4 protein-coding genes are annotated in these 7,365 nt (G+C 43.3%); all 4 read left to right on the plus strand.

What is annotated here, in order from left to right; all coding sequences use genetic code 11:
• Positions 1-219: 219 nt before the first annotated feature.
• Entirely contained in the window at positions 220-420 is a 201-nt protein-coding gene (locus OEV42_20915; protein ID MDH3976732.1) for a type II toxin-antitoxin system VapB family antitoxin, read from the plus strand.
• A complete protein-coding gene (locus tag OEV42_20920) occupies positions 417-827 on the plus strand; it encodes a PIN domain-containing protein (protein MDH3976733.1) in 411 nt (136 codons plus the stop codon). The genes OEV42_20915 and OEV42_20920 overlap by 4 nt, the downstream gene beginning before the upstream one ends.
• Before the next feature lie 1,130 nt (positions 828-1,957).
• Positions 1,958-6,805, plus strand: a complete 4,848-nt coding sequence (locus tag OEV42_20925; protein ID MDH3976734.1) for a MopE-related protein — start codon at positions 1,958-1,960, stop codon at positions 6,803-6,805.
• Positions 6,796-7,260, plus strand: a complete 465-nt coding sequence (locus OEV42_20930; GenBank protein ID MDH3976735.1) for a hypothetical protein — start codon at positions 6,796-6,798, stop codon at positions 7,258-7,260. The genes OEV42_20925 and OEV42_20930 overlap by 10 nt, the downstream gene beginning before the upstream one ends.
• Positions 7,261-7,365 lie beyond the last annotated feature (105 nt).

Genomic DNA, 7,365 nt, shown 5'->3' on the forward strand with positions numbered 1-7,365 from the left:
GAAAACGAATTAGAAAGTCCCCCCGGTCCCCTTGACAAGAGGGTGTTTTTATTTCAGGTAAATATTTTTAGGAAACATTCTCTCTTCGTGACCCTTCGTGTCCTTAGTGGATAAATCATCTTAAAATCATATTTCATCTATATATAAATATTTTCTATTGCAGATGAACTTATGATGTGTGATACTTTGTGTAAGAGTATGTGTGAAAGGAGGTTTCAAATGCCTACAAATCTGGCTATAGATGACAAACTCATAAGTGAAGCCCGGGAACTGGGCGGGCAAAAGACGAAAAAAGCTGTTGTTACGGAAGCGCTTCAGGAGTATATACAGCGGCATAAGCAGATGAAAATTCTGGATCTCTTCGGCAAGGTAGATATTGATCCTGATTATGATTACAAGAAGCAGCGCAATCTGAAGTGAAAGTCCTCGTCGATACATCCATATGGTCTCTGGCGCTTCGAAGAAAAGAAAGCGCTTATGATCCCCTTGTAAGGGAACTGGAAGAACTTATCAGGGAGTTCAGGGTCCACATAATAGGCCCCGTTCGCCAGGAGATTCTTTCAGGAATAAGGTCAAAAGAGCAGTTTGAAAATTTAAAGAAACACTTTCGCTCATTTCCCGATATGGAACTCCATGAGGCTGATTATGAATGTGCCGCAGAATTTTTTAACATAGCCAGGAAAAAAGGAATACAGGGTTCCAATACAGATTTCCTCATATGCGCTGCCGCTAACCGTTATGGCATGACTATCTTTACAAATGATAAAGATTTTACTCTCTTCCAAAAGTGTCTCCCCGTTAAACTTCATCGTTCAAGATTAAGATAAAAAAGAAATAATCAGACACAGATTTACACTGACTCAGGGACTTTACCACTGAAGCACGGAAGAGGGGAGGTACGGAAATAAGAAAGTTTTAAATTCCGTCTTTCCCTAATTCCGTGATTCTGTGTAAAAAATATAAATCCTGCCAATGAAAGATTAAAAATCATATTTCATCAGTGAAAATCAGTGTCGAAAAAAGAGTTTTAAGGGTTTTAAAAATCCATTTAATCCTGCAAATCCTGTCAAAGAAAAAAAGAATTAAAAGATTTGTTTTTAGACGGGATTGACGGGATAAAGAGCGAAAGAATAATGAGATACAGATTAACACCAAGCCAAAGGACTTAACCACTGAAGCACGGAAAAAATAGTTCACGCGTATCCACTCAACTGCATTGATCCCCCCACTTTAGTAAAGGGTGGTGAGGGGCATAGGCCTTTCCTCCTCTCCCTTCATTATACTGTTACCTATGTCTATATGTTATTCTGTTACCCAGCTTACTAGGTTGTACCCTTCACATCTCCCCTCCTTGATAAGGAGGGGATTAAGGGGTGGTTGGGCTATGGTAGTGAGGGGGGATTTGCAAATCATTGAATCAGAACATCCCCCCTGACAGGCATCATTGATTCACTCTTCATGCCCCTGGTGGATAAATATTTTTCAAAAAAGCAAAAAAAATGAAAAAATATTCTCAACAAAATTAGCAACTTATAAACTCATCTAATATTATTGCTTTAAATCAAACTTCTGTCTCTTGACAGGATTGTTAATTGGATATATGTTGCTAACCCGGTTTTTTTTCATTAAGTCAGGATTCACATGTGCCGGTAAAAAGTTTTGTGAAGAATTAAGGCCGATCATTATGAGAGGCGAATTATGAAACGATTTAAATTTAATATTCTTGCAATAATTATTTTTGTTTTTTTTGTGCTGCCAACCCCGGTACATGCATCTTGCTATAATATAGGGGAGGTTCAGTCCCTTTTGATATCAGGGTATTGCATGACCGGAGATCAAAATTGTTGCTAACAATGCCTGAATTGTCCTGTTAAAGAGCGGATATGGATTTGCCGACCGTGATCGGAATCCCTTCAGCAATCACCTGTGATTATATTTTTTGAAAGGTTGAAAAAATATGAAAAGAGCAATTTTATATACATTGGCTTCGATAGTCCTGGTTTCCTTTGCCTTTCCCCTATCTGCCGGCGCCTGCTATAGAATGGAGACGCTACAACAGGTTCTCGATAATTACGCCGGCTCCTGCGAACTGGAATATACATATGAATCCTATAATGGTGGCGATCTGGTATACGCCAAAGTATGGGAAATATGTAACAACAATAGAGAAAGTTGGGTATCCTATGCCGAGAATGACGGAATGTTTGATCAAAGTTTTTGTGGAAATGTTTTGCGTTGTAATGGGACTGGAGGTTATGACTATAAGTGTGGCCAATACTATAATGTGAAAGACTGGGCAGCATTGATTAACACATATTGTGACGGTTCAACAACCAACGCATATTTCGGGCCGCCTGCGGGGATGGCCTCGCAAGGTGAGTGCCTCATCGGTTCCGGAACCATTCCGAATGCGTGTGATGATTACAGTAAAACGCTCTATGCCAGTATCATGATCAAGGACTGCAAGGATCTGGACGGCGATGGGCAATATAGGGAAGGTGACTATTATTGCCCCTGCGGTGATGACTGTGATGATTCCGACGGAGACATATATCCTGGAAATACGGAAAGCTGTGATAACCAGGATAATGACTGTAACGGTATAGCAGACGATAATATACCGGGTGCGGGTGATTCCTGCAACATTCCGGGCGAGTTAGGTCTTTGTGCTATAGGGGCGGAGGCATGCGTAGATAATGATGGGACTTTTGAGATGCAGTGTGTCCAGACCTATAGCAGCAGGCCAGAGGTTTGTGACGGAAAGGATAACGACTGCGACGGTGTTACTGATGAGGATAACCCAGGAGAAGGCGACTATTGTCACACCGGTCTTGACGGTATCTGTGGTCCTGGTACCACAGTTTGTGATGGTGCTAACGGTGTTGTTTGTCAGCAGAATGAATATGCAGGGCCTGAAATATGTGATGGATTAGATAATGATTGTAATTCAGCTACCGCTGATGGCTCCGGTGAAGCTGGTTATGGAACTTCCTGTACTAACGGTACCGGTCCCTGTGCAAATGATACGGGAACTAAAATATGCAATGGCACAGAGTTGGTATGTAATGCGATACCATATGCACCCGGTGAAAGAAACTGTAAAAGCAGTGCCGATAACAACTGCAATGGCATAGATGACAATAAAGAAAAGGACTGCAATGATGACGACGGTAAGACATGCATCGGTTCAACGGCAGATGTAAGAACCGGAAAATACAAACATTCACAGGGACTCTTCGGCGGAGCCGTTCTTTATTATGACAGTTTCGGCGCCTATAGCAGCACCGTAGCGCCCCAGTGGCGGCTCGGTTACAATATGACGCTGGAAGCCAAGTCCGGTGGGACTGTGATTATTACTGAAGGGGACGGTCAGCAGCGTGCCTATGTGCCGACCATAGATGGTTACATTTCAGGAGAGGGTGATACTTCGACACTGAACGATAACGGTGACGGCACCTGGGATATGACCTCCGTTAGCGGTACCGTATCTCACTTTGATGTTGATGGGAAACCGGCATCCATCACCGCCAAAACGGGCGAAACTGTCTTAATGACTTATTCGTCCGGCCTGCTTGTCAGCATCACTGATTCCACAGAACCGGCCCCTGTTACCATTGACTATGTGGACGGCATAATTGATACTCTTACCGATTCATACGGTAATGTTTATGATTTGAATTACTATCCTGACGGCACATTGCAGGAGGTCGTCTATCCGCTGCCGCTGTCCTATACGCTCGATGTACCGCAACCTGACGGAACAACGCAGTCTGTGACTTATCCCGGTGCAGGCGCTACCAATCCCAAATGGACATACACCTATGAAAACGGTCTCCTCAAGACAAAAACTGATACTAACGGCAAAGTAACGACCTACAATTTTGTAAACGGCAAGATTGAATCTTCGACTGTCTCCAGTGATTACGGAGACAGAACGCAAGACCTGAATTTTGGTAATTACACAGGGGATCAGCGTGAGACGATAAAAACGGGCATGGATGGTGGTGACTGGAAGTACCGCTACAGTGCATCCTCCGGTAAAATTACCGAAAAGGAAGATCCTGAAGGCGGTATTACCCGCTATGAATATGAGGGTGATCTCGTCAAACACATCTTTTCACCTGATAACCAGCGCGAATCCATTTACCGCTATGACGGGAACGACAACTTGCTTGTCTCCGTAGAAAAGGAACTCGTCGGCGCTATGCGTGCCTACTCGACAACCTATAGTTACAACGCCTTTGGATTGTTGTCGACGACAAGTACGCCTCTTGAAGGCGCCTTTGATGACGCTGGCCTTCCTGTTAGCTCCATAACAAACACCTACCGTTACGATGACAAGGGACAAACAACTTACATCGGTGACTCTCTCGGCAGAGAGACCTTCATTCATTACTCGACTATCGGTGCGGAAAAGCATGTAACAACGACGGACCCTTTGGGCAGGGTAAGCATCGTGGTTTACGATGATAAAGACAGGCTCATCTCCTCTACGGCGCCCAGTTCCGTCACCGGCGTCGATGCAAGCACTTCCTATACCTATGGTGTTCTGGGTAATATGTCGACCGTTACCGATACTGCGGGACGGGTAACGCGCTATAAGTATGATTCTCTCGGCCGTATGGTACAGATTATCGGTTCAAATGATACCAGGATAACTAATGTATACAACACTGACGGTTCCATCGAGTCCGTCATCGACGCCGAAGGGAACAAAACAAGTTATAGCTATACCAACCTGGGCCAACAAAAGGTCATCATTGACGCCCTTAATAATGCCACCTTCATGAGTTACAGCGCGGCAGGCTGCGGCAGTTGCGGCGGCGGTGTGGACAAACTGGCACAGGTAACCGACGCCAACGGCAAGGCCACGACCTACACTTACGACAAGCTGGGCAGGCTGCTTAGCGAGTCCGACGCAACGGGACTGCAAAAGAGTTTAAGTTATAATACCAACCGCTATGAATACACCAAAACCGACGCCAGGGGAATTGCCGTTACTTATGTTAATGACTACATGGGCCGCCTCATTGTAAAGAAGGTTGACGGTGTAACGAAAGAGACTTACAGCTACTACCTGAACGGCGGGCTGCATACGGCCCAGAAGGACGGCCTCACTTATAGCTACACCTATTATGCCGGCGGGCAGGTGAGGGACGTAAGCGACTCGAACGGCAAAACGCTTTCCTATAAGTACAATGCTGCGGGAAGCAGGACAGAAGTCAAAATCTCGGACGGCGTTAATCCTGACCGTACCCTTACCTACAACTATACTGATGCCAATCAGCTCGATACCATCACAGCGGAACCCGGTGTTTTTGACTTCGACTATCGTGTTGACGGTAGCCGGGAGACATTGAGCTATCCCAACGGCGTAACGACAAGTTACAGTTACGATGCAAGTGGCCGCCTCAAGGGAATAAACAGCGTTAATTCATCAGCCGCTACCATCATTTTCAGTACATACAGTACCTTCGACAAAGTAGGCAACCGAACCATGATTATCTCCGGCGACGGTACGGAGACTTCCACCTCATCCTACAGTTATGATGACCTTTACAGGCTCACCGACGCCGGTCACAGCAGGGTTGGAGGAACGGAAGAGGGCAGCCAGTTCGAGAATTACACTTATGATGCCATAGGCAACAGGCAGGCCATGGGCAACGATATGCTCAATAATTTTTACCCCGGCTATGAGATACCTGAAGGTAGTGATCCCGACTATGATTACCATAAAGACGCTAATGACAATTTCTGGACGCCTATTACCGTCAAGTGGGGCCAGACCAGTTTCGACTATGATTATGAAAACAGGCTTACCCGCGTTAAGCGGACCTTTAATAATTCCTCTACCGTTGTTGATTACGCCTATGATGTCTTCGGCAGGCGTATCGAGAGAAAGGTCACCACTGACGGGACGCTGCTTTTAACAACTAATTACCTTTATGACAATGAGGATATTGTTGCTATTTACGAGAATGGGACTCTTACCAAAGAGTTCATTCATGGTCCCGGTATTGACGAACCGCTGGCTATCAAAACGGGCGGAAGCTGGAATTATTATCATGCTGATGGCCTTGGTTCGGTTATGGCGCTCACTGACGGTAGCGGGGCAAAGGTGGGTAGTACATACGGTTATGATTCCTTCGGAAATCTTGTTAAGGGGTCGCTTGATAAGGTTTATACCTACACGGGCAGGGAGTGGGACGTTGAGGCGGGGCTTTATTATTATAGGGCCAGGTTTTATGATCCGGAGGTTGGGAGGTTTATTTCTAAAGACCCGATAGGTTTTGCAGCGGGGGATGTGAATCTTTATTCTTATGTAGGGCAGAATCCGGTTAATTATAATGATCCGATGGGATTAGAAAAATTGCCAGAGTGCGTAACTAAATTATTATCGCCATATTTTGATGGACTTGACTTAAAACAAATTGAAATACATGAAGGTACTTTTCCTTGGCATGTTAGGTGGTTTTCAGCTGTTGAGCCAGATGCATATACAGCTGATGCAAATAATATTTATTTTAAAAGCGGTCAATACGATCCTGAATCAGCAAAAGGGATATCTCTAATTGCACATGAACTGGTGCATTGTGAACAATATAAAAAAGAGGGTAAATATGAATTTAGGAATAAATATTTAGAAGAATACTTAATTAATAGAATGAAAGGAATGAGTAAATATGATGCATATCGGAATATTTCTTTTGAACAAGTGGCTTATATCAAGCAAGAAAAGATATACAAGAAATTAAAATTATTAGAGATCATTATAGGAAAAAAACTATGCGATGGATGTCGATAAAAATATTACCAATAATTGTAATATTAAATTTGTTAGTTAGTGCATGTATGACAGCTAGTAAAGGTGAACATTTATCAGAAGAAGATAAAAAAATTTTTCAACTAGATTCAGATAAAAGGCATGAGGAATTTAAAAAATTATCTGTTGAAAAACAGCTAGATATATACTTGTACGCACTTACAAAAAGACATCCTCCTGATTTTGAATTTGCATATGATATTGCTGTACGAGGTAGAGAGGTTGTTCCATTTTTGACTTCTAAATTTATTGATGAAAAAGATGAAGGAAAGCAGCAGTTAATTCTTTTTATTTTTGAGCTCATGAAGACACATTGCAATATACAGCTACAAGAAGACGAAGACCTTATTTTAGTATTGAAAGAAAAAGTTTCACTGATGAAGAATTCATTCTATAAAAAGCTAAGTAAGGAATCTATTAAAGCTATAGCTAGGTAGCTGCAAAAGAATAAGGGGGTCAGGTCTACGCAGGTTGTCCGAGAATAGTTTGCCGTAATCTTTTAACAGCAAGTGCACCTTTTTGCCAAGCCTCTGTTTTCATGG

It is taken from the genome of Deltaproteobacteria bacterium, assembly GCA_029860075.1.
In the GTDB taxonomy this organism is placed as follows: domain Bacteria; phylum Desulfobacterota; class JADFVX01; order JADFVX01; family JADFVX01; genus JAOUBX01.

Excerpts from the sequence above, each read along its gene's own strand:
- OEV42_20915 (MDH3976732.1), top strand. The coding sequence starts at position 220 with ATGCCTACAAATCTGGCTATAGATGACAAACTCATAAGTGAAGCCCGG.
- OEV42_20925 (MDH3976734.1), top strand. The coding sequence starts at position 1,958 with ATGAAAAGAGCAATTTTATATACATTGGCTTCGATAGTCCTGGTTTCC.
- OEV42_20930 (MDH3976735.1), top strand. The coding sequence starts at position 6,796 with ATGTCGATAAAAATATTACCAATAATTGTAATATTAAATTTGTTAGTT.